Origin of the sequence: Nocardia jejuensis NBRC 103114 (genome assembly GCF_001613145.1) — a bacterium.
Lineage (GTDB): Bacteria > Actinomycetota > Actinomycetes > Mycobacteriales > Mycobacteriaceae > Nocardia > Nocardia jejuensis.
The window spans coordinates 125,998-151,637 of record NZ_BDBU01000028.1; the positions used below are offsets into that span (position 1 = coordinate 125,998).

At 68.4% G+C, this 25,640-nt stretch carries 22 protein-coding genes; 13 read left to right on the top strand and 9 right to left on the bottom strand.

Going from position 1 to position 25,640, the window contains the following annotated elements:
* Positions 1-148: 148 nt before the first annotated feature.
* Together NJ1_RS23340 and NJ1_RS23345 are read left to right on the top strand one after the other, a co-directional pair.
* On the top strand, positions 149-553 hold the full coding sequence (locus NJ1_RS23340; protein ID WP_422615771.1) for an SRPBCC family protein: 405 nt from the start codon (positions 149-151) through the stop codon (positions 551-553).
* 328 nt (positions 554-881) lie between these two features.
* Positions 882-1,376, top strand: a complete 495-nt coding sequence (locus tag NJ1_RS23345; protein ID WP_169813188.1) for an LpqN/LpqT family lipoprotein — start codon at positions 882-884, stop codon at positions 1,374-1,376.
* A 65-nt stretch (positions 1,377-1,441) separates the two neighbouring features.
* Here NJ1_RS23345 and rsmA read toward each other — a convergent pair whose 3' ends face one another.
* Together rsmA and NJ1_RS23355 are read right to left on the bottom strand one after the other, a co-directional pair.
* A complete protein-coding gene (rsmA, locus tag NJ1_RS23350) occupies positions 1,442-2,323 on the bottom strand; it encodes a 16S rRNA (adenine(1518)-N(6)/adenine(1519)-N(6))-dimethyltransferase RsmA (protein ID WP_067697916.1) in 882 nt (293 codons plus the stop codon).
* A 238-nt stretch (positions 2,324-2,561) separates the two neighbouring features.
* On the bottom strand, positions 2,562-3,722 hold the full coding sequence (locus NJ1_RS23355; RefSeq protein ID WP_067697918.1) for an alpha/beta fold hydrolase: 1,161 nt from the start codon (positions 3,720-3,722) through the stop codon (positions 2,562-2,564).
* A gap of 145 nt (positions 3,723-3,867) precedes the next feature.
* Between NJ1_RS23355 and NJ1_RS23360 the strand changes: the two genes are divergently transcribed.
* A complete protein-coding gene (locus NJ1_RS23360; protein ID WP_067698027.1) occupies positions 3,868-4,632 on the top strand; it encodes an SDR family NAD(P)-dependent oxidoreductase in 765 nt (254 codons plus the stop codon).
* 85 nt (positions 4,633-4,717) lie between these two features.
* Here the strand turns inward: NJ1_RS23360 and NJ1_RS23365 are convergent, their stop codons facing one another.
* A complete protein-coding gene (locus NJ1_RS23365; RefSeq protein ID WP_067698029.1) occupies positions 4,718-5,845 on the bottom strand; it encodes a resuscitation-promoting factor in 1,128 nt (375 codons plus the stop codon).
* Between the two features lie 193 nt (positions 5,846-6,038).
* Complete coding sequence (locus tag NJ1_RS23370) at positions 6,039-6,866, bottom strand: TatD family hydrolase (protein ID WP_067698031.1); 828 nt, start codon at positions 6,864-6,866, stop codon at positions 6,039-6,041.
* A gap of 66 nt (positions 6,867-6,932) precedes the next feature.
* On the opposite strand from NJ1_RS23370, the gene metG reads away from it, so the two are divergent.
* Positions 6,933-8,507: a methionine--tRNA ligase gene (metG, locus tag NJ1_RS23375; RefSeq protein ID WP_067697921.1), complete on the top strand. Its 1,575-nt coding sequence runs from the start codon at positions 6,933-6,935 to the stop codon at positions 8,505-8,507.
* A gap of 289 nt (positions 8,508-8,796) precedes the next feature.
* On the opposite strand, the gene NJ1_RS23380 is transcribed toward metG, so the two are convergent.
* Positions 8,797-9,603, bottom strand: coding sequence for a helix-turn-helix domain-containing protein (locus NJ1_RS23380; protein WP_067697922.1), 807 nt, complete (start codon positions 9,601-9,603; stop codon positions 8,797-8,799).
* A gap of 459 nt (positions 9,604-10,062) precedes the next feature.
* On the opposite strand from NJ1_RS23380, the gene NJ1_RS23385 reads away from it, so the two are divergent.
* The 7 genes from NJ1_RS23385 to NJ1_RS23415 all read left to right on the top strand — a co-directional run bounded on the left by NJ1_RS23385 (position 10,063) and on the right by NJ1_RS23415 (position 18,675).
* Complete coding sequence (locus NJ1_RS23385; protein WP_067697924.1) at positions 10,063-11,115, top strand: 3-oxoacyl-ACP synthase III family protein; 1,053 nt, start codon at positions 10,063-10,065, stop codon at positions 11,113-11,115.
* Between the two features lie 9 nt (positions 11,116-11,124).
* Positions 11,125-12,036, top strand: coding sequence for a beta-ketoacyl-[acyl-carrier-protein] synthase family protein (locus tag NJ1_RS23390; RefSeq protein WP_067697926.1), 912 nt, complete (start codon positions 11,125-11,127; stop codon positions 12,034-12,036).
* On the top strand, positions 12,033-13,817 hold the full coding sequence (locus NJ1_RS23395) for a fatty acid CoA ligase family protein (protein ID WP_157574173.1): 1,785 nt from the start codon (positions 12,033-12,035) through the stop codon (positions 13,815-13,817). Before NJ1_RS23390 ends, NJ1_RS23395 begins: the two co-directional genes overlap by 4 nt.
* Positions 13,814-14,095 carry a hypothetical protein gene (locus tag NJ1_RS23400; protein WP_067697928.1) on the top strand — a complete coding sequence of 94 codons (282 nt, stop codon included), beginning with the start codon at positions 13,814-13,816 and terminating at the stop codon, positions 14,093-14,095. The genes NJ1_RS23395 and NJ1_RS23400 overlap by 4 nt, the downstream gene beginning before the upstream one ends.
* Positions 14,092-15,135 (top strand): NAD-dependent epimerase/dehydratase family protein, encoded by a 1,044-nt coding sequence (locus NJ1_RS23405; protein WP_067697930.1) that lies wholly within the window; start codon positions 14,092-14,094, stop codon positions 15,133-15,135. The genes NJ1_RS23400 and NJ1_RS23405 overlap by 4 nt, the downstream gene beginning before the upstream one ends.
* A gap of 68 nt (positions 15,136-15,203) precedes the next feature.
* Positions 15,204-16,391 carry a peptide synthetase gene (locus NJ1_RS23410; RefSeq protein WP_067697932.1) on the top strand — a complete coding sequence of 396 codons (1,188 nt, stop codon included), beginning with the start codon at positions 15,204-15,206 and terminating at the stop codon, positions 16,389-16,391.
* A 133-nt stretch (positions 16,392-16,524) separates the two neighbouring features.
* Positions 16,525-18,675, top strand: coding sequence for an MMPL family transporter (locus tag NJ1_RS23415; protein WP_067697934.1), 2,151 nt, complete (start codon positions 16,525-16,527; stop codon positions 18,673-18,675).
* On the opposite strand, the gene NJ1_RS23420 is transcribed toward NJ1_RS23415, so the two are convergent.
* A complete protein-coding gene (locus NJ1_RS23420; protein WP_157574174.1) occupies positions 18,654-19,811 on the bottom strand; it encodes a GlxA family transcriptional regulator in 1,158 nt (385 codons plus the stop codon). The genes NJ1_RS23415 and NJ1_RS23420 overlap by 22 nt on opposite strands.
* Before the next feature lie 70 nt (positions 19,812-19,881).
* Here NJ1_RS23420 and NJ1_RS23425 point away from each other — a divergent pair, with 70 nt between their 5' ends.
* Positions 19,882-20,847: a saccharopine dehydrogenase NADP-binding domain-containing protein gene (locus NJ1_RS23425; RefSeq protein WP_067698032.1), complete on the top strand. Its 966-nt coding sequence runs from the start codon at positions 19,882-19,884 to the stop codon at positions 20,845-20,847.
* 21 nt (positions 20,848-20,868) lie between these two features.
* On the opposite strand, the gene rsmI is transcribed toward NJ1_RS23425, so the two are convergent.
* The gene (gene rsmI, locus NJ1_RS23430; protein WP_245717544.1) at positions 20,869-21,744 is read right to left on the bottom strand and encodes a 16S rRNA (cytidine(1402)-2'-O)-methyltransferase; all 876 of its coding nucleotides are present in this window, start codon (positions 21,742-21,744) and stop codon (positions 20,869-20,871) included.
* Between the two features lie 577 nt (positions 21,745-22,321).
* On the opposite strand from rsmI, the gene NJ1_RS23435 reads away from it, so the two are divergent.
* Complete coding sequence (locus tag NJ1_RS23435; RefSeq protein ID WP_067697938.1) at positions 22,322-23,929, top strand: dolichyl-phosphate-mannose--protein mannosyltransferase; 1,608 nt, start codon at positions 22,322-22,324, stop codon at positions 23,927-23,929.
* Between the two features lie 20 nt (positions 23,930-23,949).
* Here the strand turns inward: NJ1_RS23435 and NJ1_RS23440 are convergent, their stop codons facing one another.
* The gene (locus NJ1_RS23440) at positions 23,950-24,330 is read right to left on the bottom strand and encodes a GntR family transcriptional regulator (RefSeq protein WP_067697940.1); all 381 of its coding nucleotides are present in this window, start codon (positions 24,328-24,330) and stop codon (positions 23,950-23,952) included.
* A gap of 6 nt (positions 24,331-24,336) precedes the next feature.
* Positions 24,337-25,575 (bottom strand): arginine deiminase, encoded by a 1,239-nt coding sequence (gene arcA / locus NJ1_RS23445; protein ID WP_067697942.1) that lies wholly within the window; start codon positions 25,573-25,575, stop codon positions 24,337-24,339.
* Between the last annotated feature and the right edge of the window lie 65 nt (positions 25,576-25,640).

Below are 25,640 nucleotides of genomic sequence, written 5' to 3' on the forward strand. Positions count from 1 at the left end.
CCGGCGAGCCCCAGGCAGCCGTCACCTGTTGCGACCGCGCGAGCGAGATCGTCCGCCGCACAGGGCGGTTCCGGCCCCGCACCCCACGGGTCGCCTGCGCCCGGTAGCTTCGGGTCGGTACCGAACTGGAGGCAGCACCATCGCAACGATTCACGAAACCGCCGTCATCGACGCTCCGCCCGAGCAGGTGTGGGCCGCACTGCGTGCGCTGGACGAGGTTCATCTGCGGCTGCTGCCCGGATACGTGCTGGACAGTCGGATGGACGGCGACATCCGGTACCTGACCCTGCCGAGCGGGCAGGTCATCCGCGAACTGATCGTCACCGTCGACGACGAGGCCCGGCGGCTGGCGTATTCGGCCGTGGCGGGTTTTCAGCTCCCCATCCAGCATCATCACGCCTCGTTCCAGGTGTTCGAGGAGATCGGCGACCGCACGCGACTGGTGTGGATCACCGACGTGCTTCCGCACCCGGCCGCCGAAGGGTCGCGGATCCGCATCGTGCGCGCTCTCGAAGTGATGCGGGAGACGTTGGAGCAGAGCGTCATTCGCTGAAACCGCCCGACGCTTGCAGCTCGGTTGCGCTGCGGGCGGTCCGGGCGGGGAAAGCATGCCGAGCGGGTTCGGATCGACCGGCATCGTTGACTTGCCGCCGGGTGTCGGCGTCGCGTACTCCGAGTGACAGCTGCGGACGGCCAGGCCATGCTCGTAGGTTCGGGCCGACCAGGCGCCGGAGACGCAGGGCAAGGCCGCAGACGACCCGGACCGGGGTAGCGGCCGCCCGTGTTCCGGGGTGCGGCACGCCCGCGCGTGCCCACTCGTGTTCAATTACTGGCGACCGACTTCGGGGACCCGGTTCCCGGGAAGCAGAGGAGTGCACTTCGTGACGACGATCGCCGAGTACCTGACCGCAGCGGACGTTCAGATCGCGCCGAGCACGGCGGGGACCGCGGGCGTCCCGGAGGTGTCGATCGACCTGCCCGAGCAGTGGCAAGCGGTGGACCTGTCGGTGTTCCCCGGAGCCTACGGCGTCTGGGCGCTACCGCCCGCGGGCGGTTGGGCCGACAATGTGGTGCTGCTGGTGGGCAAGCTGTCCGCGCAGGTGGACCCGGAGAAGCTGCTCGAGTGCTCGTTCACCGACGCGGACCAACTGCCGGGCTGGCAGGAGATCTCCCGCGAACTCGGTGAGTACCAGGGCCTTCCGAGCGCGGCGGTCACCGGCACCTACAAGCTGGACGCACTCGACCTGTGGGTGCACACCCGCTACATCGTGGCGGTCGCGGGCGAGGACGAGTACCTGATCCAGCTCACCGTCACCGCCCGCGCCGAGCAGGTCGGCGAAGTCGAGGGCCTGATCGGCGGACTCGTCCTGCACTGAGCGCGCTCCCGTGCTCGGCCCATTCGGCCACCCGAGACAGGTGCCGCCGCGGGCGACCGATCCGGCTAGTAGGTCGAGGCGAGGCGGACGTAGGCGGCGGTGTCGAGGGTTTCGCCGCGGGCGGTGGGCGCGATCCCGGCTGCCACGAGCCGCCTTTCGGCCTCGGCCGGTGATCCCGCCCAGCGGGCCAGCGCCGCGCGCAATCCCTTGCGGCGCTGCGCGAAGGCGGCGTCGATGACCTCGTACACCCGCTTGCGGTGTTCCTCGTCCATCGACCACGGCGGTTCGGCGTAGCGATCGATGCGCACGAGCCCGGATTCCACCTGCGGAACCGGCCAGAAGATCTGGCGGCCAACGGTTCCGGCGCGGCGCACGGTGCCGAAGAACCCCGCCTTGGCACTGGGCACACCGTAGATACGGCCACCGGGGTCGGCGGCGAGGCGGTCCGCGACCTCCTGCTGCACCATCACCAGAGTGGTTCGGATGCTGGGCAATTCGGCCAGCAGATGCAGCAGCACCGGCACCGCGACGTTGTACGGCAGGTTGGCGACCAGCGCCGTGGGCTCACCGGGGATGTCCGCGGCGGAGACCCGCATGGCATCGGCCTCGACGACGGTGAGCCGGTCGGCCAGTTCGGGCGCCCGATCACGCACGGTCTCGGGCAGATGCTCGGCCAGCACCGGATCGATCTCGATCGCCACCACCCGATCGGCCACGTCCAGCGCGGCCAGCGTCAGCGATCCGAGCCCCGGCCCGACCTCCAGCACCACGTCCTCACGGGTGACCCCGGCCGTGGCCACGATGCGCCGCATGGTGTTGGCGTCGTGCACGAAATTCTGTCCGAGCTGCTTGGTCGGCCGGACGCCGAAGCGCTCGGCCAGCGCCCGCACCTCGACGGGACCCAGCAGAGCGGCTTTACCTCGACCGGCTACCTCGGATTCAGACACTCTCGCAAACCTATCAACCAGCACCACCGCCCCGCACCGACACCCCGCCCGGGAGCGCGGCGACGAGCGAACGTCCCCGCCCCGAGGTGCCGGACGCCCGCAAGACGGGCAGGACGGTCCGAGGTCGGCGTCACCCCGTCAGTCGACGCCGACCTCGGGCTCAGCGCTCACCCGAAAGAGTTCGGTCGCCGCACGCCCGACGCCCACGGATGGGACTCGGCCGCAACGACACTCGCTGTCAGGGGGTGACCGGTGTGGCCAGGATGCGGTCGCTGAAGGCGCTGATGCCGTCCCACATCGCGGGGCTCACCTGGGTGTGGGTGCCGGTGCCGACGATCGTCCGGAAGTCGACCCCGTTGGCGGCGAACTGGGCGGCCAGCGCGGCGTGCAGCGGGGACGGCACGGTGGTGTCGTTGGTGTTGAGCAGCAACAGGATCGGGGCGTCGTAGCCACTGGTGGGCAGGGCCATGTACTCGGTGATCGCCGCACTCATCCGCGGATCGCCGAGCGGCTTGGACAGCATCTCGCCGATGCTCATCCCGTCCACGACCTTCATGATGTCGGCGAAGCACAGGCTCGAGGACTGATCGAGCACCGCGCGTCCGCGCTCGGACAGGTAGCTGTCGAGATCGGCCTCCGGATGCGTGGCACGGATACCCGCGAGCATGCTGACCACGAATCCGTTCATCGCGGCGCCGGCCTGGCCGGGCACCGCGGGCACGTACGGTCCGACCAGCGGCGCGATCTTCTCGATGTCCGAGGCCGGATCGACCGCGATGGTGCCGCGGAAATCGAGGTCCGGCGCCTCGCTCGACTGGAGGGCGGCCGCGCCGAGCGCCGCGTGCCCGCCCTGCGAGAACCCGGTCACCGCCCAGGTGCGGGACAGCTCGGGGCGCGCCTCGCGCGCGGCCTTGACCAGGTCGATGGTGGCGGTCGCCTCCGTGCGGGTCTCGAGGTACGGGTGGGGCCCGGTGTCGAATCGACCGAGTCCCAGGTAATCCGGCGCGACGACCGCGAAGCCCTTGTCCACGAAGTACTGCAGGATCTTGTCCTCGTTCGGGCGGCTGAACCTGCTGCCCGCGGACTGCCCGCCGCAGCCCGGTCCGCTGCCCGAGGTGCCGTGGTCGTAGGCCATGATCGGCCAGCCGCCCGCGGGCGCGGGCCCCGGCGGGACGATCAGCGCGCCGCTGGCCCGGACCTGTTCGCCATTGGATCGGGTGGTCCAGTAGTCGACCGAATAGCCGTTGGAGGTGCCGCGCCAGCCGTCGGGCTGAGCCGAGGCGGTGATCACCGAGCCCGGCGCCGCCGCGTGCGCCGCAATTCCCGGCACGAGCAGCGCCGCGCCCGTGGACACCATGGCCGCCGCGACAATCCGCTGACGCCAACCCGACACTCGCATGAATCCTCCGTCTACCCCGACCCTGGAATCTCTGTCGTGGGCAGAGCCTATTCGATCTGAACAACGGACCAGTATGAGAACTCTCTGGCATTCCGCACGTCCGCCCATTGACGCAGGCTGGAACTTGTTCTAATTTCTCGCCATGTTGAGCAGATTCGAAGGACGCCGCGTACTCGTCACCGGAGCCGGTTCCGGCATCGCCCAGGGAGTCGCCCTGCGCCTCCTCGCGGAGGGCGCGCAATTGGTCGCCGCCGACGTCAACGAGGCCGGATTACAGAGCACGGTCGAGGCCACACCCGCCGATCAGCGTGACCGGCTGCACACCCTCCGGCTAGACGTCGCGGATCCCGCCTCGGTGACCGCGACCGTCGCCGCGGCCGTCGAATTCCTCGGCGGGCTGGACGTTCTGGTGAACGGCGCGGGCATCATGCGCGCCGGGCACACCCACGAACTGCCGCTGGAAACCTGGACCCAGGTGATCACGGTCAACCTCACCGGCACCTTCCTGGTGACCCAGGCCGCCATCCCGCATCTGATCGAGCACCAGCGCGGCGTCGTGGTCAACTTCTCCTCCACCTCGGCCTTCGGCTCGGTGCCGTACATGGCCGCCTACGCCGCGTCGAAGGCGGGCGTGAACGCGTTCACCCACGCCATCGCGCTGGAGTACGTGAAGAAGGGGCTGCGCGCGGTGAACATCGTGCCCGGCGGCATCGCCACCGGACTCACCTCGGGTCTGGATCTGCCCGCCGACGCCGACTGGTCGCTGATCGCGCGACTGCCCGGCTGGATCGAGGGCGGTGCGCTCGGCAAGCCGGAGGACGTCGCGGGCGCGGTGGCGATGGTGGCGTCCGACGACGGGCGCTACATGACCGGCACCGAGCTGCGCGTCGACGGTGGCGCGCTCATGTGACGGTCGCGGCCGTCGGATACCGGAAAGGGTCGTCGGGGTGCTGCCCCGACGACCCTTTTCGTATACCGTTCACTCCCCTTGCGGGTCAGCTGATTCCGAGCCGGGACGTGCACGCGGGCCACGCGCCCCAGCCCTGCCGGGCACGGGTGACCTCGGCGATGGCGATCTGCTCCTCGCGCGTCGCCAGATCGGCGCGCGGCGCGTAGCGGGTGCCGCCCTGGCGTTCCCAGGTGCTCTGGTCGAACTGGATGCCGCCGAAGTACCCGTTGCCGGTGTTGATGGCCCAGTTGCCGGTGGATTCACAATTGGCGAGGGCGTCCCAGATCCTGCCGTCACGGACCTCGGGCACCTCGGTGCCGGGCTTCGAACCCTTGCGCACGGTCTTGGGCGCGGCCGGGACGACCACGGTCGAGCTGACCGGATCCTTGCCCGCCTCTTTGCCGTTCACGATGGAGACCGCGAAGGTGACGTCCTGCACGCCGGGAACGCCCGGGTTCTCCACGATGGTCCGGCTCATATTGAGCGTCGGATCCTCGATGATGTTCTCGGTCGGATCCAGCGGAACGCGCTCGACGTGGTTCTGAATCACCTTGCGGGTCACGGTGATCTTCATGCCGTCGCGCAGCGGAGTGTCGGAGGGGGGCTCGACGGTGTCCTGGTTGGCCAGCGGCCGGCCCTGCAACTCGAGCAGCTGCCCGACGGTGGGCGCGGCCAGGCGGACCAGCGAATGCGGAAAGCCGTTGTCGCCGAGTTCGACAGTGCGCGGGTTGGTGATCAGCATCGCGGCGCCCTCGAGCGGGAGCGGGCTGGGGCGCGCGGGCGAGGTGTAGACATCGCTGGGCAGGTTCAGCTTGACCACCGCCTCGGCAACGGTGAGCGCGGTGGTCCACGCCTTGGACGGCGTGCCGTCCACGATGAGCGAGACCTCGCGGGCACGGTTCAGCGAAATCGTCGCGCCGTCGGCGACTTTCGCGGTGGCGGACGGAGAGACGTCGTCGCGATCGGTGATGGTGAAACCGGCGTCCCGAAGAATGCCGCGCACTTCCCCGCGCATGGTGCTGACGACTCGCTTCTCGCCGTCGATCGCCACGGTGATCGTTTTCTTGTCCATGATCGCCATTCCGGCGCCGGCCAAGAGCGTGACGAGCATCGCCGCGATAGCGCCGTACAGCAGCGGCGATCGCGACGAGTTGATCTTCGTCAGTGCGTTCATCGGAAATCCCGGCATGGTCACAGTACGATAACGAAGGGGTCAGGGAATGACAACCACCCCGCGCGGACCGGGGGTGGAAAAATTACGGTCCGATATCGGACCGCAGGTGGATCACAATCGGACCACAGCATAGTGAGCCGAACCACACCGCGCGACTCGGGCCCTATGTCAGATTTCGTACGGAAACGCCGAATCAGATTCCGTATACCCGGCGCGCATTCGCCGTGGTGATCTTCGCCAGTTCCAGCGGATCCTGCTCACGGACTTCGGCCAGACTGCGCAGGGTGTACGGCAGCATGTACGACTCGTTGGGCGCACCCCGGAACGGATGCGGGGTCAGGAACGGCGCATCGGTCTCGACCAGAATCTGTTCGTCCGGAACGAGTTTCGCGGCCTCCCGCAATTCATGGGCATTCTTGAAACTCACGGTGCCGGAGAAACTCAGCACGTAACCCTGTTCCACACAGGCGTCCGCCATGTTCGCATCCGACGAGAAACAATGGAAGATCACCGTTTCCGGGGCGCCCTCGTCCAGCAACACCGCGAGCAGGTCGTGATCGGCCTCGCGATTGTGGATCATGAGCGGCTTGCGCAGTTGTTTGGCCAGCTCGATATGCCAGCGGAAACCCTCGATCTGCTCCTCGACGCCGGCGCAGCCGTCCAGCTTGCCGGGCCAGTAGTAATCCAGGCCGGTCTCACCGACGGCGACCACGCGCGGATCCGCGGCCAGCTTTTCCAGCTCCCGCTTCGCGGCGTCGTCGAGCGCGTTCGCGCGGGTCGGATGCAGCGCCACGGCCGCGAACACGCGGCGATCCCAGTGCGCGGCCCGGACCGCGAAACGGGCGGCGTCCAGGTCGTCGGCGACGGTGACGACCTCGCGCACGCCGACCGCCTCGGCCCGGTCCAGCAGGGCCGCAACCGATTCCGCGTCGGTCGCACCGCAGGCGTCGAGGTGCGTATGCGCGTCGATGAGCGGGAACAGGGGTGCGGGCGGTTCGGGCGCGGGTCGGGTATTACGCATGACCGGCACCTGCCACGGGGATATTCACGCGAACGGAGAAAGGCACGCAGATAGAGTAGACACACCATGAGTGCATCCGATCGCCCCGCCTTTTACGTCACCACGGCCATCGCGTACCCGAACGGCATGCCGCACATCGGGCACGCCTACGAGTACATCTCCACCGATGCGCTGGCCCGCTTCAAGCGGCTGGACGGATTCGACGTGTTCTTCATGACCGGCACCGACGAGCACGGGCAGAAGGTGCAGCAGGCCGCGCGCGCCGCCGGCGTGCCCGAGGCCGAGTACGCCGCCCGCAACTCGGACGTGTTCGAGAACATGGACAAGGCGCTGGACGTGTCCTTCGACCGGTTCATCCGCACCACCGACGAGGACCATCAGGAAGCCTCGCGGGTCATCTGGGAGCGGATGGCCGCCAGCGGCGACATCTACCTCGACACCTACGGCGGCTGGTACTCGGTCCGCGACGAGGCGTTCTACACCCCGGAGGAGACCACCGTCCGCGAGGACGGCACCCGCGTCTCCACCGAGACGCAGACCCCGGTGGAGTGGACCGAGGAGTCGAACTACTTCTTCCGCCTGTCCAAGTACGAGGACAAGCTGCTCGAGCTGTACGAGACGCGACCGGAATTCATCGCACCCACCACCCGCCGCAACGAGATCGTCTCGTACGTGAAGTCCGGGCTGCGCGATCTGTCCATCTCCCGCACCACCTTCGACTGGGGCGTGCCGGTACCGGGCGATCCGGCGCACGTGATGTACGTGTGGGTGGACGCGCTCACCAACTACCTCACCGGCGCGGGCTTCCCGAACACCGATTCGGCTGCGTTCCAGCAGTTCTGGCCCGCGGATCTGCACATCATCGGCAAGGACATCACCCGCTTCCACTGCGTGTACTGGCCGGCGTTCCTGATGAGCGCGGGCATCGAACTGCCGACACGCGTTTTCGTGCACGGGTTCCTGTACAACAAGGGCGAGAAGCTCTCCAAGTCCACCGGCAATGTGCTCGACCCGATGGAACTGGTCGACACCTACGGCCTGGACGCGCTGCGCTTCTTCCTGCTGCGCGAGATCTCCTACGGGCAGGACGGGTCCTACAGCCACGAGGCAATCGTGGGGCGGATCAACTCGGATCTGGCCAACGAGTACGGCAATCTGGCGCAGCGCTGCCTGAAGATGGTCGCGCGTGATTTCGCGAGCGTCGTCCCGGTTCCCGGCGACTTCACCGCCGAGGACCAGGCCCTGCTGGACCGAGCGAACGGCCTGCTCGAGAAGGTCCGCGCCGAATACGATCAGCAGCTGATCCATCTCGGCCTCGAACACCTGTGGCTGACCCTCGGTGAGACCAACCGCTACTTCTCCGCGCAGGCTCCCTGGACGCTCGCCAAATCCGGCACCCCGCAGGATGTGGCCCGAGAGGGCACCATCCTGTACGTGACCATGGAGGTCGTCCGGATCGTCACGCTGCTGGTACAGCCGATCATCCCCGGCTCCGCCGACAAGATCCTGGACCTGCTCGGCCAGACCGACCGCACCTTCGCCGCCATCGCGACCCCCATCGCGCCGGGCACGGCTCTCCCCGAGCCCCAGGTCGTTTTCCCGAAATACGTGGAGCCGAAGCTCGAAGCCGCCAAGAAGTAGGCGACCACCCCCGCACACGGCCGACGCCCCGAGCAATCCGCTCGGGGCGTCGGCCGTTCCGCACTCGACGGTGAGCGCGGAGGCGAAGCCGCGTTCCAGCGTCGTAGTGGGGATTCCCCTCCAAACACCACGATTCTTCGAAAGAGTCACCGTTCGACGATCGCCGCGTAGAACGCACACCGCTGCTCGATCCGAGCAGCTGCACCTGACCGAGCGGCAGCGCACTTCGCCGATCAAGCATCCAATCCGACCTGCCGCTGGTCAACCGGACAAAGTGACACGAATTGGGTCACTCCGCGGTGAACGGTTCGATCGTGGACGGATCCGGACGCCGGGGAGTGAGCACGAACAACTGATAGGGGCAGTTGTCGGGGTGGGAGGCGTTGTAGGAGCGCATGGTCAGGTGGATTTCGTCGCCGGTTTGCGGGTCACGCACCTGCACGAGTGAGTTGTTGTATTGCTCCTGGCTCATGTCCGTGCTCCACAGGCGTTCGAATTCCGGGTTCACACTGCAGGTTTCGATGATCTGGGCGAGTCGTTCGGGGGCGACGGTTCCGGGCGCGGCCACTCGCAGGATGAACAGCAGCCGGTGCACGATCTCCTCCCAGTTGATCAGCACCTCGCGAGCGATATCGACAGTCATCATCTGCTCGATGACATTCGCCGGTCGCTCGGAGTCCGCGCGGGTGGGAAGCAGCCACGGAAAGGCTTCGCGGGCAGCTTGATTGGCGGCGAGGATCTCGTATTCGGGAAAGGCGTGATAGAAGGCCGGGAACGGAAAGGCGTCGAGGTGGTCCAGATCCTCGCGACGCAGACCGGGCGGCCAGGAGCCGACCGCGATGGAGGAGAGTCCGGGCAGCGCGAGCGACACCATCTTGCGCAGCAGCCAGACGGGCGCGTCCACCGCGGTGGACCAGTCGCCGAGCCGGCCCGCGGACAGCGGCCGTTCGCCGTTCTCCAGTTTGCGATAGAGCGAGAGGCTGACGAACATGCGACGGGCCGTCTCCTCCTGGGTCAGTCCCAGCGCTTCGCGCCGATGTCGCATGTACATCCCGAGTAACGGCTGCTCGGGCACCGGATCGATCGCACCGATCACCTTTCACCTCCTCCGCTCGGTACAGCGAACACCAATCGAATCACCCTCTCGGGAAGCGATCGACGGTCGGGGTGTCCAGGCCACCCGGACCGGCCGAAAGCAGCCCCTGAACAGTCCATCACCACTCGCGGGGCATTGTGCGCCGGCACATCCGAAACGGCCGAAGTCTGTTACCCGCGCCTAGTGCATCGAACCGCGGCCACCAAATCTCCTGTCGCCCAGACAGTTTCGCGGATTTTTTAGTGTTACCAATGGTCACAGCTGCCAGGTCCGACTCGAGAGGTGAAGTCTCTCACAGGGTGCCTGATGCATCGAGGCTCTCACCGGCGAAAATCCACGGTGAGCCCCATGTCCCAGACAGCTTGTGCGCATCCAACCGGTCGCGTGGCTAGTTACCGTCGAGTAGCCTCTATTCGTCACCGTTTCAGATTGCAATTCTTCGCACTTTCAGGAGTCCCTGTGTCGCATTCTCGATTCGAGTCGATAGGCGCTTATCTGCCGTCGAAACGCGTTACCACCGAAGAGCTGGTCTCTCAATTGAAAGAGGCCCCGGAATTCGATCTCGAACGCATCACGGGCGTCAAGGAACGGCGTTTCCGCGATACCACACCTGAGAACTTCGAGGACTCGTTCACACTGGCCGTGAAGGCCGTCGAGGACTGTCTTTCCAGGTCATCCTACTCGGCGTCGGACCTCGACATCATCATCTCGACGTCCATCACCCGGAGCAAGAACGGCACCCGGATGTACATGGAGCCGTCGTTCGCCGGGTCCATCGCCCGGGCCGTAGGGGCTCGCGAGGACACCATTTCATTCGATCTCTCCAATGCCTGCGCGGGCATGATGAGTGGCGTCTACATTCTCGATCGAATGATCCGCTCGGGTGCGGTGAAACGCGGGCTCGTGGTGAGTGGCGAAGCCATCACCCCCATTGCGGAAACCGCCGTGAACGAGATTTCCTCGAAATACGATCTGCAATTCGCGTCCCTGACAGTCGGCGATTCGGGCGCCGCGGTCGTGCTCGACGAAGCCGTCGACGACGCGGACAAGATCCACTACATCGAGTTGACCACCGCGTCGGAGTTCTCGCACCTGTGCCTGGGCATGCCCAGCGACAAGTCCTCGGGCGTGGCGCTCTACACCGACAACCGCAAGATGCACAACGAGGCGCGGTTCCTGCTGTGGACCGACACCCAGCGCAACTTCATGGAGGCCCAGGGCGTCACCTTCAAGGACGAGGGCTTCGACTACATCATTCACCACCAATTCGGCGCGGCCGCCATTCCTTTCATGAACGCCATCGCCGAACGCGAATTCGGCCACCCCATGCCGCCGGACCTGAATGTCATCGAGAAGTACGGAAACACCTCCAGCACTTCGCATTTCATCGTTCTGCACGACCAGCTGAGTCAGCAGAGCATTCCGACCGGCTCGAAGGTGCTGATGATCCCGGCGGCGTCGGGCGTCGTCGGCGGCTTCCTGTCCACCACCATCTCTTCGCTGAAGGTCTGAGGTTCCGATATGGGCGTGCGCATCAAATCCACCGGAATCAGCCGGGACACCGACACTCTCAGCATCGTGGAGCTCAGCGGCCGGGCCGCGCGCCGGGCCATGGAGCAGGGCGGGGTCGAGCCCGGCCAGGTCGGCGTGCTGATCAACGCGGGCATCTTCCGCGATAACAACACCGTCGAGCCGGCCGTCTCCGCACTCATCCAGAAGGCCGCGGGCATCGGCCTGGACTACGTGAAGGAAGATCCGCGGTCGTTCTCCTTCGACCTGATGAACGCCGGTTCCGGCGTGCTGAACGCCGTGCAGGTGGCACAGGCGGTGCTGGCCACCGGCAGCGCCGAGCACGTGCTCATCGTCTCGGGCGACACCCACCCGTCCATGGCGCGACCGGCCGGTGACAGCGAATTCCCCTATGCCACGTCGGGCGCCGCGCTGCTGCTGGAGCACACCGACGAGGACGAGGGCTTCGGCCGCGTGCACACCGTCGCGGGCAAGGGCGGCCCCGTCGTGGAGTCCTATGTGGACGTCGCGCAGATGGGCGACAAGGGTCGTGGGCTGATGACCGTGGACCGGGTCCCGGATTTCGAGGGCCGGCTGCTGTCGGTGGCGACCGACGCGGCGCGAAAGGCGCTGGCCGACACCGGAATCGACCTGAGCACCACCGCCCTGATCTCGTCCACCCCGACCCGGGGTTTCGGCGAGCGACTGGCCGGGGAGCTCGGCCTCGCGGCCGGCGCGGTCTTCTCCCCCGACCTGTCGCAGGGTGATCCGCACACCGCCGCGCTGCCGCTGGCGTACGACGCCGCCGTCCGGAGCGAGGCGCTCGCCGCGTACTCGCACGTGCTGTTCGTCGCCGCCGGCGGCGGTCCGACCGCCGCGGCCGTGCTCTACCGTCTCCCCGCGCCGGTGGGGGCCGCGGCGTGAGAACCGCAACCTATTGGCAGGCCATCGACCGCTTCCGCGCGGTCGTGGCCGCCGATCCGGACCGTGAGGCGGTGATCTTCCCCCAGGGAAGCACCGCCTCCGGGCTCCCGGACTACCGGCACCTCACCTACCGTGAGCTGGACCAGTGGTCCGACACCATCGCGCTGCACCTGGCCGACGCCGGTGTCGGGCGCGGCACCCGCACCATCGTGCTGGTGCTGCCGAGCCCCGAGCTGTACGCGATCATGCTGGGACTGTTGAAGATCGGCGCCATCCCGGTGGTCATCGACCCGGGCATGGGATTGCGCAAGATGCTGAACTGCCTGCGCGCCGCCAATGCCGAAGCCTTCATCGGCATTCCGCAGGCGCATGCCGCGCGGGTGTTGTTCCGCAGGTACTTCCGTGAGGTGCGCGTGCCGATCACGGTGGGACCGCGCTGGTTCTGGCGCGGCGCCACCCTGCAGAGCTGGGACGCACCCGCTGCCGCCGCCCGCCCCACGCTGGCCGAAAAGGCCGGCGCGCGAAGCGAACTGCTGCGCTCCGTCCTCGCACGCCGCGCGAAGAAGACGGTCGCCACGCCGATCGATGCCGCCACACTGCTGGATCGCGTGCCCGCGCCGCCGGAGGAGGTGCTGCTCATCGGTTACACGACCGGCAGCACCGGTCCCGCCAAGGCCGTGGAGATGACGCACGGCAACCTGAGTTCCATGATCGATCAGGTGGACGCGGCCCGTAACCGCGTCGCACCCGGCACCTCGCTGATCACGCTGCCGCTGGTCGGCATCCTGGACATGCTGCTCGGCTCGCGATGCGTGCTGCCGCCGCTGATTCCGAGCCAGGTCGGCTCGACCGATCCGGCGCACGTGGTGGACGCGATCAACCGGTTCGGGGTGCGCACCATGTTCGCCTCCCCCGCCGTCCTGATCCCGCTGCTGAAGCACCTCGAGACCCGCAAGGCGACGGTGCCGACGCTGCACAGCATCTACTCCGGCGGCGCGCCCGTCCCGGACTGGTGCATCGCGCGACTGCGCCAGGTGCTGCCCGAGGACGCCGAGGTGCACGCCGGATACGGATCCACCGAGGCACTGCCGATGTCGACCATCGAATCGCGAGAACTGCTGGGCGGTTTGGTCGAGCGCGCCCACCGCGGCGAGGGCACCTGCATCGGACGTCCGGCCGAGGGGGTGCGCGCCCGGCTGGTCGCCATCACCGACGAGGCGCTGCCGACCTGGGACCTGGTGCAGGCCCGCGAATCCGAGCTGGTCGCCACCCGCGGCATCGGCGAGCTGGTGGTGGCGGGGCCGAACGTGAGCACCCGGTACTACTGGCCGCAAGAGGCCAACCTGGTCGGCAAGATCCACGAGGGCGAGACGGTCTGGCACCGCACCGGCGATCTGGCCTGGATCGACGACGACGGCCGAATCTGGTTCTGCGGACGCAAGAGTCAGCGCGTGCACACCGCGGACGGCCCGATGTTCTCGGTGCAGGTGGAGCAGGTCTTCAACACCCTCGGCGGAGTCGCGCGGACCGCGCTGGTCGGCGTCGGCGAACGAGGCGCGCAGGTGCCGGTGCTGTGCGTGGAGACCGAGGAGGGGGCGAACGCCACCGCGCTCGCCGGGCGACTGCGCGAGCGGGCCGCCGAATTCGAGGTCACCGCAGGGGTTTCCCGGTTCCTGTTCCATCCGAAGTTCCCCGTGGACATCCGGCACAATGCCAAGATCGGCCGCGAGCAGCTGGCGACCTGGGCGGCCGAGCAGCTCGGGAAGGACGAAAAACGATGAAGGTCACCGCCGTTCGCGCGATTCCGATCCTCGGCTGGCTGTACCTGGCCGCCGGGCTGATCGCGGCGCTCACCGATCGCGCCCCGGCCAATCGGCTGCTGCGCGCGATCTTCTGGATCGACGCCTTCCTGAGCATCGTGGTGCACGCCGCGCAGATCCCCTCGGCCCTGCGCGCATCCGCCGCGTCCGGCCGTTCACCGGTGCGGACCGCCGTGCTGACGCAGATCTTCGGCCTCACCTGGTGGAAGACACAGGGACCGAAGGAGACCGCAGCATGAAGGCGCTGGTAACCGGAGCTTCCGGCTTCCTCGGCGGCGCGCTGGTGCGCCGCCTGGTCCGCGACGGCGAGTACGACGTGGCCATTCTGGCTCGGCCCACCAGCAATCTGGGCGATCTCGCGGAGGTGATCGACCGGATCGAGGTGATCCACGGCGACCTCACCGATCAGGTGTCGCTCGAGCGCGCCACCAAGGGCGTGGACGTGGTCTTCCACAGCGCCGCCCGGGTCGACGAGCGTGGCACCCGCGCTCAGTTCGCGGCCGAGAACTACACGGCCACACAGCAATTGGTGAACGCCGCGCGCCGCAACGGCGCCGGGCGCTTCGTATTCATCTCCAGCCCCAGCGCGCTCATGGATCGCGACGGCGGCGACCAGGTGAACGTCGACGAATCGCTGCCGTACCCGCAGCGGTACCTGAACCTCTACTCCGAGACCAAGGCCGCCGCAGAACGGCTGGTGCTGGCCGCGAACGGCGCCGATTTCACCACGTGCGCACTGCGTCCCCGGGCCATCTGGGGTGCGGGCGACCGGTCCGGGCCGATCGTGCGACTGCTCAGCCGCGCCGCGGCGGGCAGTCTGCCGGATCTGTCCTTCGGCAAGAAGGTGTACGCCTCGCTGTGCCACGTCGACAATATCGTCGAGGCCTGCGTGCTGGCGGCCCGCTCCGAGAGCGTCGGCGGCAAGGCGTATTTCGTCGCCGATGCCGAGCAGACCGACGTGTGGGGCTTCCTCGGCGAGGTCGCCGAGGGCCTGGGTTACGAACGCCCCTCCCGGCAGCCGAATCCGCGCGTCATCAAGGGCGCGGTGGCACTCATCGAAACCATCTGGCGCATACCGTATGTCGCCGTCCGCTGGTCACCACCGCTCTCGCGCTACGTGGTGGCGCTGATGACCCGCACCGCCACCTACGACACCTCGGCCGCCACCCGCGATTTCGGCTACGCGCCGGTCGTGGACCGGTCCGCCGGTCTCACCGATTTCCTGGCCTGGCTCGAAACCCAGGGCGGCGTCGTCGAATTGACCAAGGGCATTCGCTAGTAGACCCCCGGCGGCCGCACCCGGCGTGCGGCCGCCGATCATCTCGCGCAGCAGGAGCAGTAGACCGCATGAGCACCTTCCGCCGCCCCATCTCCCCCACCGAACTCATCTACTTCCCCATGCGGGATCTCGCGCCCCCGTTCCTGATGCAGTTCGCGATCGAGGGCGCCGGCACGCTCGATCCGGAGCAGCTGCGGCGCGCGGTGGCCGTCGCGTCGGAGGCCAATCCCGGTGCGCGCCTTGTACGTGAGGGCAAGTTCTGGGTGGATTCCGGGGTCGCGCCTGCCGTCCGGGTGCTCCCGCACGCGCTGCAATACCCTGCGCTGGAAGCGGATCCGGTGCTCACCAGCCCGATCGGGCCCACCGCGGAGACCACCGCCGAGGTGCTGCTGCTGACCGGCGGCAGCACCAATCTGATCTTCCGGGTGTTCCACGGCGTCATGGACGGCATGGGCATGGTCATGTGGGCCACGGACGTATTGCGTGTGCTGCGCGGTCAGGAGCCGGTCGGTGCGACCGATCCCGTCGCGGATGTCGAACTGGTCCGCAAGGTCGGCCGTTCGGGCCGTCCGGCGCTGATGCTGCCGCGCTACCGCGCCGCCGTCGGCCACGGCCGCCAGCTTCCGGGCGAGCACCGGCATCTGCTGCGGCACCGCACCATCGACGCCGCCGGTCCCGGTGCGCTGATGCGCGTCGCCGCGATGATCGCGGAGGACGGCGGGCCGGTGTCCCGCATCATGATTCCGGTCGACATCCGCCGCCACGATCCGGCGCTGCGCTCGACCGCCAATCTGGCGCTTCCGCTGTTCCTGGATGTGCCGCCCGGCATCGATTCCCAGCGGCTCAACGAGCTCAAGCGCGCCAAGCTGGACACGAACTTCGAACTCGACCAGATGGAAGAGGGCGGTGTCACCAAGCTGCCGCAGGCCGGTGGCCGCGCGCTGCTGCACACCCTGAACTTCCTGGGTTCGCGGTTCGGCCGGAACCTGGCCTCCGCCACCGTCTCCCACATGGGCCGCTACGACTACGACGCGATGGCCGTGCCGGGCTTCACGCCCACCTCGGTCCGGGTGCTGCCGCAGCACAGCGTCGCCATGCCGCTGCTGTTCGGCCTGACCGAGGGCGGCGGACGCACCGAGCTCACCGTGTCCGCCCGCAACGGCCAAGGCATCCCCGAACGTCTGGACGCGCTGCTGGACCGCATCGTGCGCACCCTCGAATCCGAGCTGACGCCCGCCGATTCGGCCACCTCATGAGCGCCGCCCACGCGGCCGCGCACTCGCCCGCCGCACCGTCAGCTCGCACCGAGTTCGGCCACGGCCGGGCCGGCGGCCCGCTCGAATCGGCATCGGCTCGCACGACAGCGGCCCGCGCGGAACGGCGGACGGCATGAACGGGTGGGCGCGGGTCGTCATCGCGCGGCCGAAAACCGTTCTGGTGGCGGCGATTCTGTTCGCATTGGCATTCGGCCTGTTCGGCACGGGGCTGGCGCAGAAGGTCAGTGCGGCCGGATTCACCGATCCCGGCAGCGAATCCGCTCAGGTGGACGCGTGGGTGAAGGAGCGACTGGGTCCGCAGAATCCGGACGTGATCGCGATCTACACCGCGCCGGAGGGGCAGACCCTCGCCGATATCGGCCCCAAGGTGCAGGCCGCCGTCGCACAGGTCGATCCGACGCTGTTGGATCGCCCCATCGAAACCTTCTGGAACAGTTCGCGATCGCAGTATCTGCGCTCCGCCGACGGCCGGCAGGCGGTCGCGGTGATCTTCGCCGCCGGTGACGACAACCGGCGCATCGCGGTGTATCCGCAGATGGCGGACAAGCTCCGGGTCGAGGGCATCGATACCAAGCTGACCGGTTACAGCGCGCTGGCCGACACCATCAGCGTGCAGTCGCGGCAGGATCTGATTCTGGCGGAATCGATTTCGATTCCGCTGACCCTGATCGTGCTGGTGCTGGTGTTCGGCGGGGTCGTTGCCGCCTCACTTCCGGTGCTGGTCGGCGCGCTGGCGGTGGTCGGCGCGCTGGGCGCGGTCGGGATCATCGCGGAATTCACCGAGGTCAGCATTTTCGCCACGAACGTGGTGTCGTTGCTCGGACTCGGATTGGCCATCGACTACGGGCTTTTCGTGGTCAGCCGCTTCCGCGAAGAGCTCGGCCGGGGACGTACCGTCGCCGAGGCGATCACCCGGGCGCTGGACACCGCCGGGCGCACCATCATGTTCTCCGCGCTGCTGCTCATGTGCGCGTTCGCCGGCACCTTCGTGTTCCCGCAGGCCGTGCTGCGCTCGCTCGGCTTCGGCGCGATGGCCGCCGTGGGTCTGGCGGCGCTGCTGTCGGTCACCGCGCTTCCCGCCGCGCTCACCCTGCTCGGGCCCCGGGTGAGCAAGTGGAGCTGGCGCGAGGACGCGTTCGAACGCGCCGAGGTTCGCGCCCAACGGTTCTGGGGCCGCGTGGTCACCGCCGTCATGCGCCGCCCCGGTGCGATCGCCATCGCGGTCGGCGCGCTGCTGCTGGTGCTCGCCGCACCGCTCACCGGTGTGCGCCTCGGCGATATCGACCACACCGCGCTGCCCGCGGGCAATGAGACCCGTTCGGCCGTCGAGGAATTGTCGGCTCGATTCCCCGCCGCCAACAGTGGCGCGACCGTGCTGGTCCGCGAAACCGATGACAGCACACCGCCGCCCGCCGCCGTCAGCACCGCGTTGCGTGAGCTCGGCGCCGTTCCCGGCGTCAAGCAGGCCATGCACCTGGACACCCGGGACGGCGCGGCCATCATCCACATGGCACTCGCGGCTCCCGACCGCTCCCCCGCGGCCCAGGACATCGTGACGAGCATTCGCGACCTGAAGCTGGACGGGCTGGAGCTGACCGTCGGCGGCGAGAGCGCCGCCACCGCGGACAGCGTCACCACCATCCTGGGCAAACTGCCGTTGATGATCATCGTCATGGTGGCGGCCACCCTGCTCATGCTGGCGCTGGCCTTCCGCTCCGTGGTGCTACCGATCAAGGCCGTGCTCATGGCATTCCTCAGTCTCGCGGCCACTTTCGGCGTGCTGACCTGGATCTTCGACGAAGGACACCTGGCCGGTGTGCTCCATGTCAGCGTGGGCCCGCTCTCGGCCGGAATGATGGTCCTGATCATGGCCGTCGTCTTCGGCCTGTCCACCGACTACGAGGTCTTCCTGCTATCGCGCATGGTCGAGGCCCATGACGCCGGAGCCGGCACCGAGGAGGCGGTCCGCACCGGCACGGTCCAAACCGCCCGCGTGATCACCGCCGCCGCAACACTTCTGGTGCTCATCACCGCGGCGTTCGCCCTCTCACCCCTCACCCCCATGCGCTTCCTCGGCCTCGGCATGGTCATCGCCCTGATCATCGACGCCACCCTGGTCCGCATGCTCCTGGTCCCGGCCCTGGTCAAACTCATGGGCCCCGCCAACTGGTGGACCCCCGGCCGCAAAACCCCTGCCCCCGAAGCAGATTCCCTCGCCGCCCTACACGAGGAACCCCAGCCTCAGGGCTCGCGCAGCAGCTGATCAGCCGCAGTCGCTGTGCCCCCGGGTGTTTCCCGGGGGCACAGTGCATCCAGAGCGGCAGCGTGGCGCGGTGATGGTGGAACAACCTCGTCGAGCCGTGTCCAGCGTTTTCGCCGAAGAGCGGAAATTCGTTGTGGCAGCTGGCAAACGACAGCGGATGACCCCACCACAAGATCAGCGATTTCAGGTGCGGGCTTGGAACGTCCGCCGGTATACGGTCGGCGATACGCCGGTGACGCGGGCGAAGTGCGCAAGCCGGAGGGCGTGCCGAAACCGCAGGCCGCCGCGATCCGTCCGACGGGGTGGTCGGTGCTCTCCAGCATCTGCTGGGCCCGACGGACCCGCTGCTGCAGCAGCCACTGCAGCGGTGAGAGCCCGAGCGTATCCGCGAACCGCCGCTCGATGGTGCGGACGCTCACGCGGGCGTGAGTGGCGAGGTCGGCGGTGGTGAGCGGGCGGTGCAGTTCGGCGGCGGCCCAGTCGAGCAGCGGAGCCAGCCAGCCGTCACCGGAGGTCGGTGCCACAGGCCGGAAGTACTGTGCCTGCCCGCCGTCGCGGTGCGGGGGCGTGACGATACGGCGGGCGACCTCAGCGGCGACCCCCGCGCCGTGATCGGACCGGACGAGGTGCAGGCACGCGTCGATCCCGGCCACGGTGCCGGCCGAGGTGATCACGTTGCCGTCCTCGATGTAGAGCACCGACGCGTCGACCCGGACCGCCGGATAGCGACGGGCGAGTTCGTCGGCGTGCACCCAGTGCGTGGTAGCGCGGCGGCCGTCGAGGATGCCTGCCGCGGCCAGGACGAACGCACCGGAACAGATCGACAGGATGCGCACACCGCGCCGGTGGGCGTCGCGCACCACGTCGACCAATTCGGGTGGCGGGCCGTCGTGCACGTTGAGGCAGGCCGGCACGACCAGGGTGTCTGCGCGCTCCAGGTCGCCGGGCGGGGTGGCCGGGTTGAACTGGAAGGCGGGCAGCAGCGGAACCGGATCGTCCCCGACAGCGACGACGGAGAACTCATACCAGGGGGACACCACGTGCGAGCGGTCGACCCCGAAGATCATGCACGGCACGGCCGCCTCGAAGATCGGCATGCCGGCCGCGATCACCATCACGATCCGATGGGGGCTCATGTCGCAAATCTAGCGAAGGCTGTCGTTCACGCCACTCCCACCCGTGGTGGCCGACCGAGATGATCATGCGATGACCTCGTTTCCCGTCGCCGTCTACGGCGCCTACGGCCATACCGGCCGGCTCCTCGTCGCCGATCTGCGTCGGCGCGGTCTCGTACCCGTGCTCTGCGGCCGGGACGCGCGCCGGTTGACCGACCTCGCCGCCGAACACCCCGGCACGGACATGCGCCGCGCATCGCTGGACGCACCCGCCGACCTGGACCGGGCGCTGACCGGCGTCGCGGCTGTCATCAACTGCGCCGGCCCGTTCGGCGACACCCCACCCGCCCTGATCGACGCGGCCCGGCGGGCCGGCGTGCACTACCTGGATGTCGCAGGCGAGGCACTCGTGGCATGGCGGACGTTCACCGACTTTCGACCACCGGACAGCACGCTGCTCATACCGGCGACCGGCTTCTTCGGTGCACTCGGCGACCTGCTCGCGAGCGTTGCCTACGGTGCCGCACAGTCACCGGCCGATGAGGTGAACGTGGCCATCGCGCTGAACGGCTGGACGCCGACCGAGGGCTCGGTCCGCGCCGGGAAGCTGCGCGACGGCCGGCGCGTGGTGTACGTCGACGGAAACCTCGATGTGCGGTCCGGCACCCCGGAACCCGTTGGGACATGGCAGTTTTCACCACCGTTCGGCCGATGTGAGGTGACGGGCGAGTTCCCCACGGCCGACGTCGTCACGATCGCCAGGCACCTGCCCACCCGGGCCGTCAACGCGTACCTCCATGTGTCCTCGCCCGGCGAGCAACACGGCCCGGCGCAGCGGTTCCTGGTCGAGGTCGCGGTCAGGTGGGGCGAACAGCAGACCCGCGTGCGGGCCGGCGGCCGCGACATCTACGAGTTCAGCGCCGTCCTGGCAGGAGAGGCGGTCGACCGTGTGCTATACGGGAAGTCGAAAACCACCGGTCTGGCCACCGTCTCCGAGGCCTTCGACGCGGCCGACTTCCTACGGGCGCTCCCCCTGGATGTCCTGGAGCTCGGCTGAATCAGGCGTTGTGAGGCAGCGCTATTCGGCGGAGCGGGAGGCGAGGACCGCGTCGTAGAGTTCGCGGCGCGAGGCTCCTGTCGCGGCGGAGACTTCGGCGCAGGCGTCCTTGAGGCGCAGACCGCCCGCGGCGAGGAGTTCCACCTGCGAGACCAGGTCGGCGGGGTCTTCCGAAACCTTCTGCGCGCCTTCGAGAACGACGGTGATCTCACCGCGTGCGCCCTCGACGGACCAGGCCGCCAGTTCCGCGAGATTGCCCCGGACGACTTCCTCATAGGTCTTGGTGAGTTCGCGGCAGACGGCGGCGCGGCGATCGGGGCCGAGGATCTCGACCGCGTCCGCGAGGCAGTCGGCGAGGCGGTGCGGGGCCTCGAAGAAGGCGACGGCGCGTGGCTCGGAGGTGAGGGTGCGCAGCCATTCCTTGCGCTGGCCGGACTTGCGCGGCGCGAAGCCGTCGAAACAGAAGCGCTCCACCGGGAGCCCGGACAGGGCCAGTGCCGTGGTGACGGCGGAGGGCCCCGGCAGGCAGGTGATGGGCAGGCCCCGTTCCACGCAGGCCGCGACCATCCGATAGCCGGGATCGCTGACGGACGGCATGCCCGCGTCGGTGACCAGCAGCACCGTGCTTCCCGACTCGATCTGCTCCAGGAGCATAGGAATCCGGGCCGCCTCCACATGGTCGTAGAAACTCACCACCCGCCCGGTGATCTCGACCCCCAGCGCCTTGGCCAGCGACCGCGTGCGCCGAGTGTCTTCGGCCGCAACCACATCCGCTGTCGCCAGCGCATCACGCAAGCGCTGCGAGGCGTCGCCGATATCGCCCATCGGCGTCGCGGCCAGCACCAGCCGGCCGGCCGAGATCGGCTCCGCGCTCATCACACTCCCGTTCGTCGTCATTCGTCGATCCGCCGACCGGCGCTCCGCCGAGCCTCGCCCACCGCGGACCCACCAGTGCGAGCCGACCACGAGGACCGGACGCATCCACCACTACCGCGGGCCGATCCCCCGGCCCACGACCGACCATCTGCCCGCCGCCAGCATACGGGCCACCCCGAACCCGGCCCTCCGGCGACAGGCGACCACCAGCCGACCCTCCGCGTTGCCGGCCGCGGCTTCTTCACAAGCTCTCCACGGCCCTACACCGAGCACACCGTGACCCGAGCAAGCCATTACCCCGCAGTCCCGCACAAACCACCACCCCGCGCCCCCGAAGTCCCGCACAAACCACCACCACCTGCACCTCGACAGCCCCTCACAAGCAATCACGACTCCGACACAGCCAGCACCACTCGACTCGCCACGACAACTCCCCGAGCCCGACACTCCCGCGACGATCGCGACCACGCCGACCCCACGTACCCCGTGCCGACCTCACCGCGACCGGACCATTCGGGCGCCCGCGCCCGCCCGATCCGCGACACCGGCCCACTGACCGGGCGGGACCTGACGGCTGCCACCGCATACGATCGATGCCGTGACCCAGGTGACCGACACGCGACCGGCAGCTTCGGAGGCGGGGGCGGCGCTCTCGAGTCCGGCACCGTTGCGGCCCACTCCAGACTTCGGGCCGACCGACTGGGCGCGCGGTTGGGCCGTCACGCTGTTCCTGACCGCGATCGCCGGTCTCACCCGGTTCATCATGCTCAACTACCCGACCGACGCGAAGACGCCGGTCTTCGACGAGAAGCATTACGCGCCACAGGGCTGGCAGGTGCTCAACGGCGGCGGCATCGAGGACAACCCGGGCTACGGGCTGGTGGTGCATCCGCCGATCGGCAAGCAGATGATCGCGATCGGCGAGGCCCTGTTCGGTTACAACGGCTGGGGCTGGCGGTTCACCGCGGCCCTGTCCGGAACCATCCTGGTGCTCTTGGTGATTCGCATCGTGCGGCGCATGACCCGCTCGACGCTGATCGGCGCGTTCGCGGGCATCCTGCTGATCGCCGACGGCCTCACCTTCGTCTCCTCGCGCCTCGGCATGCTCGACATCTTCCAGGCACTGTTCGTGACCGCGGCCTTCGGCTGCCTGATCGTGGACCGCGACGAGATGCGCATGCGCATGGCCCTGGTCGACGTGCAGGGCCGCCTCTACGACAGCGCCTACGGACCGCGATTCGGCGTGCGCTGGTGGCGTTTCGGCGCGGGCGTCCTGCTCGGCCTGGCCTGCGGCACCAAATGGTCCGGCGCCTACTGGGTGATCGGATTCGCCGCGCTCAGCCTCGGTTTCGATCTGGCCGCACGGCGCGGATACCGGGTGGCGCGGCCGTGGGCGGGTGTCGCGGTGCGCGATCTCGGTCCGACGATCTACTCGCTCATGGTGCTGCCCGTCCTGATCTACCTGGGTAGTTTCTGGGCCTGGTTCGCCGGTGAGACCAGCTACGACCGGTACGCGGTCGGAGTGCGGGTGGGCCGCGGCGGCGACTTCTCCTGGGTGCCGGACGCGCTGCGCTCCCTGTGGTACTACGGCGGCGAGGTCCTGACCTTCCACCGCGAACTCACCAATTCCGCGGGCAATCACCACCCGTGGGAGTCCAAGCCGTGGACCTGGCCGATGGGCCTGCGCCCGATGCTCTACTACTACGCCGACAACGGCGTGACCGGCTGCGGCCAGAACCAGTGCGTCAAGGCGGTCATGGCGATCGGCACCCCGGCCATCTGGTGGCTGGCGTTCCCGCTGCTGGCCTGGGCCATGTGGCGCAGCATCGTTCGCCGGGACTGGCGATACGCCGCGATCCTGGTGGGCTACGGCGCGGGCATCCTGCCGTGGTTCCTGGAGCTGGACCGGCAGATGTACTTCTTCTACGCGGTGCCGCTGGCTCCCTTCCTGGTGATGGGCGTGGCAATGGCGCTGGGCGACATTCTCGGCCACGCCCCGCCGCGCGGACGCCGAGTGTCCGGCGCACCCGGCTGGCAGGGCTACTTCACGCCCCCGAGTGAACGCCAGGGTCTCGGCCTGCTGGCTGTGTGCCTGTACCTGGCGCTGGTGATCGCCAACTTCATCTGGCTGTGGCCGATTCTGACGGCGATGCCGATCACGCCGGGCAGCTGGCACGATCACCTGTGGCTGCCCAGCTGGAGGTAGCCGGGTTCCCGTAGAACCCGTTACGCGCCCAACCCGTCCTGGGTTTCGCCGAGCGCCGCGCGCAGATAGCGCCCGGCCGCCTCGTCGTCCAGGCCCAATCGCCGGATGATCGCCACGTACTCGGTGGCGGCCCGTCCGGCTAGATCACGGGTCGGATCACCGGAGGAGGCGATGAAGGAACCGAGCCGTCCGCGAGTTTCGAGCACGCCGTCCTGTTCCAGTTCACGATAGGCCCGCGCCACGGTGTTGGGCGCGAGGGTGAGTTGGGCGGCCAGGGCACGCACCGTGGGGATCTTGGTACCGGCGGCGAGCTCTCCGGACCGGACCCGGGTGATGATGCCCTGGCGCAACTGCTCGTACGGCGGAACCGTCGAGTGGTGGTCGACCGGGATGTCCAGCATGGCTATTCACACCTCGTCACGCGACAACGGGCAGGACAGGCAGCGTGGACCACCGCGCCCGGATCCCAACTCGGAACCGGGGATGGGCAGCACCTCGATACCGGAGTCGGTGAGCCGCGCGTTGGTCATCTCGTTGCGTTCGTACGCGACCACCACGCCGGGAGCGAGCGCGAGGGTGTTGTTGCCGTCGTCCCATTGTTCGCGTTCGGCGGTCACGCCGTCGAGTCCCGTATCGATAACGCGCAGCTTGCCGATGCCCATCGCCTTCGCCGCGGCGGGCAGGAAGGGATCCGGGCCCTGCATGGTCACCGACCCGTCGTCCTCCTTGCGAATGGTGAACGCGCACAGCGAGTCCTGAATTGCCGGATACATGACCACCGCATCGGTATCGACCATCGTGCACACCGTGTCCAGGTGCATCGTGGCACGAGTCTGCGCGATCGGCAGCGCGAGCACGGTGTGGGCGAGGTCGTCCTCGAAGAGACTGCGCGCCAACGCTTCCGCACCCGCCGGCGTGGTGCGCTCCCCGACTCCGACCGCCACCACGCCGGGCGCGAGCAGCAGTACGTCACCGCCCTCGATGGGCGCGGTGTGCGATTCGTAGGCCCGGCGCACGCCCAGGAACCGCGGATGGAAGGCGTAGATCAGATCGGTGAGCGAGGTTTCGCGCATGCGCGCGGGCAGCGCGAGCGAGGTGATCGCCACCCGGCGCCCGACCCAGAACGAGGAATCCCTGGTGAACAGCAGATTCGGCAGCGGATCGATGACGAAGTCGTGCCCGTGGTGCATGCGCCGCACAAGCGAGGTCGCGCCCCCCGGAGAGGTCTGCCCGAACGGCAGCTCGTCGAAGGTCATGCCGGACATCAGGATCTGCGCGAGTTCCGGCGCGGGCACCGTGCGCAGATAGCCCGCGAGCTCGTCGGCCAGCCCGTGCCCGAGCCTGCGCGCGTCCACCGCGCCGGAGATGCCCTGTATCCGGGCGGCCCCGCTGACCCGGATGGTCTCGGTCAGCAGATCGGCCAGCAGCAGCACCTCGACGCCGCGCCCGCGCAGGACGTCGGCGAAGATGTCGTGCTCCTGCTGCGCGCGCTCGACCCAGGGGATGGCGTCGAACAGCAGCGAGTCGTTGTTGCGCGGAGTGAGCCGGCGCAGTTCGTCGCCGGGCCGGTGCAGCAACACCGTGCGCAGGGCTCCGACCTCCGAGGTCACGGAAAACGGTCGCGCCGAGGCGGCCTGGGTTCCCATATCCTGACGGTAGTTCCCCGAAGCAAAGATGGCATGCAATTCGCACCCGTCAAAAACCTCGAGTA

Bases quoted from the DNA above. Each gene is read 5' to 3' on its own strand.
- NJ1_RS23355 (WP_067697918.1), bottom strand. From the start codon at position 3,722: ATGCGAGTGTCGGGTTGGCGTCAGCGGATTGTCGCGGCGGCCATGGTG.
- NJ1_RS23365 (WP_067698029.1), bottom strand. From the start codon at position 5,845: ATGAACGCACTGACGAAGATCAACTCGTCGCGATCGCCGCTGCTGTAC.
- NJ1_RS23370 (WP_067698031.1), bottom strand. From the start codon at position 6,866: ATGCGTAATACCCGACCCGCGCCCGAACCGCCCGCACCCCTGTTCCCG.
- metG (WP_067697921.1), top strand. From the start codon at position 6,933: ATGAGTGCATCCGATCGCCCCGCCTTTTACGTCACCACGGCCATCGCG.
- NJ1_RS23390 (WP_067697926.1), top strand. From the start codon at position 11,125: ATGGGCGTGCGCATCAAATCCACCGGAATCAGCCGGGACACCGACACT.
- NJ1_RS23400 (WP_067697928.1), top strand. From the start codon at position 13,814: ATGAAGGTCACCGCCGTTCGCGCGATTCCGATCCTCGGCTGGCTGTAC.
- NJ1_RS23405 (WP_067697930.1), top strand. From the start codon at position 14,092: ATGAAGGCGCTGGTAACCGGAGCTTCCGGCTTCCTCGGCGGCGCGCTG.
- NJ1_RS23410 (WP_067697932.1), top strand. From the start codon at position 15,204: ATGAGCACCTTCCGCCGCCCCATCTCCCCCACCGAACTCATCTACTTC.
- NJ1_RS23415 (WP_067697934.1), top strand. From the start codon at position 16,525: ATGAACGGGTGGGCGCGGGTCGTCATCGCGCGGCCGAAAACCGTTCTG.
- NJ1_RS23420 (WP_157574174.1), bottom strand. From the start codon at position 19,811: ATGAGCCCCCATCGGATCGTGATGGTGATCGCGGCCGGCATGCCGATC.
- NJ1_RS23425 (WP_067698032.1), top strand. From the start codon at position 19,882: ATGACCTCGTTTCCCGTCGCCGTCTACGGCGCCTACGGCCATACCGGC.
- rsmI (WP_245717544.1), bottom strand. From the start codon at position 21,744: ATGACGACGAACGGGAGTGTGATGAGCGCGGAGCCGATCTCGGCCGGC.
- NJ1_RS23440 (WP_067697940.1), bottom strand. From the start codon at position 24,330: ATGCTGGACATCCCGGTCGACCACCACTCGACGGTTCCGCCGTACGAG.
- arcA (WP_067697942.1), bottom strand. From the start codon at position 25,575: ATGGGAACCCAGGCCGCCTCGGCGCGACCGTTTTCCGTGACCTCGGAG.